The organism is Halochromatium glycolicum, from assembly GCF_016584085.1.
In the GTDB taxonomy this organism is placed as follows: domain Bacteria; phylum Pseudomonadota; class Gammaproteobacteria; order Chromatiales; family Chromatiaceae; genus Lamprobacter; species Lamprobacter glycolicus.
In genome coordinates this window covers 1-745 of sequence record NZ_NRSJ01000127.1, presented here as the reverse complement: position 1 = coordinate 745, position 745 = coordinate 1, and the positions used below count along the sequence as shown (strand labels likewise).

The 745-nt window shown below is 60.0% G+C and carries 2 protein-coding genes; both read left to right on the top strand.

Annotated elements, in window-relative coordinates:
- On the top strand, positions 1–310 hold a 310-nt coding region (locus CKO40_RS23815), incomplete at its 5' end, for a DUF4258 domain-containing protein (RefSeq protein WP_200348939.1).
- Positions 307–531: a type II toxin-antitoxin system MqsA family antitoxin gene (locus CKO40_RS23810; protein WP_200348938.1), complete on the top strand. Its 225-nt coding sequence runs from the start codon at positions 307–309 to the stop codon at positions 529–531. The genes CKO40_RS23815 and CKO40_RS23810, both read left to right, overlap by 4 nt.
- The last annotated feature ends 214 nt before the right edge of the window (positions 532–745 follow it).

Below are 745 nucleotides of genomic sequence, written 5' to 3'. Positions count from 1 at the left end.
AGTTGGATGGGGTGGTGGTGCCTTGAACTGCGCGACCATCCGCTTTTCCCGTCATGCGTTCGAGCGCATGTTTGAGCGTGGTCTGTCACCCGCGTTGATCGAACAGTCCATTGCGACGGCCGAGCCAATCAAGGCATATCCCGATGACCGGCCCTATCCCAGCGTTTTGTTGTTAGCTTTCCATCGGCAGACGCCTGTGCACCTGGTTGTCGCACGAGATCCGGTGACTGAGAATTGTGTCGTCGTCACGGTCTATATTCCAGATGCCAAACGATGGCATGAGGATTTCAAAACCCGGAGAGATCAATGATTTGTAGCCTTTGCAAACACGGCGAAACCGCACCCGGCCTGGTGACCGTGACCCTGACCCGAGGCGAGACCGTTGTGGTTCTGAAAGGGGTGCCCGCTGAGGTGTGCGACAACTGCGGCGAGTACTACCTGGACACTGCCACGGCGGAGCGGCTATATCAGCAGGCCGACGCGGCAGTCGCGCGGCGGGTTGAGGTGGAGGTCTTGCGCTATGCCGCTTAGTCGGCCGGTGTGCAATGTCCGTGCAGCGGCGGTCGAGGGAGACGGCGTGCCGTTCCCGGAGAAGTTCGCCGAGTTGCGGTCGAAGCTGCCGGGTGACCACGGGTGATTGCTCACCCGTGGTTCCCACAGATCCGGACGTGCGGAATTCCCGCATCCGGCTCCTCAGTTGAGCAGTCGCTACACAACAATCGTTGCACACCCATCGGACAAAAGC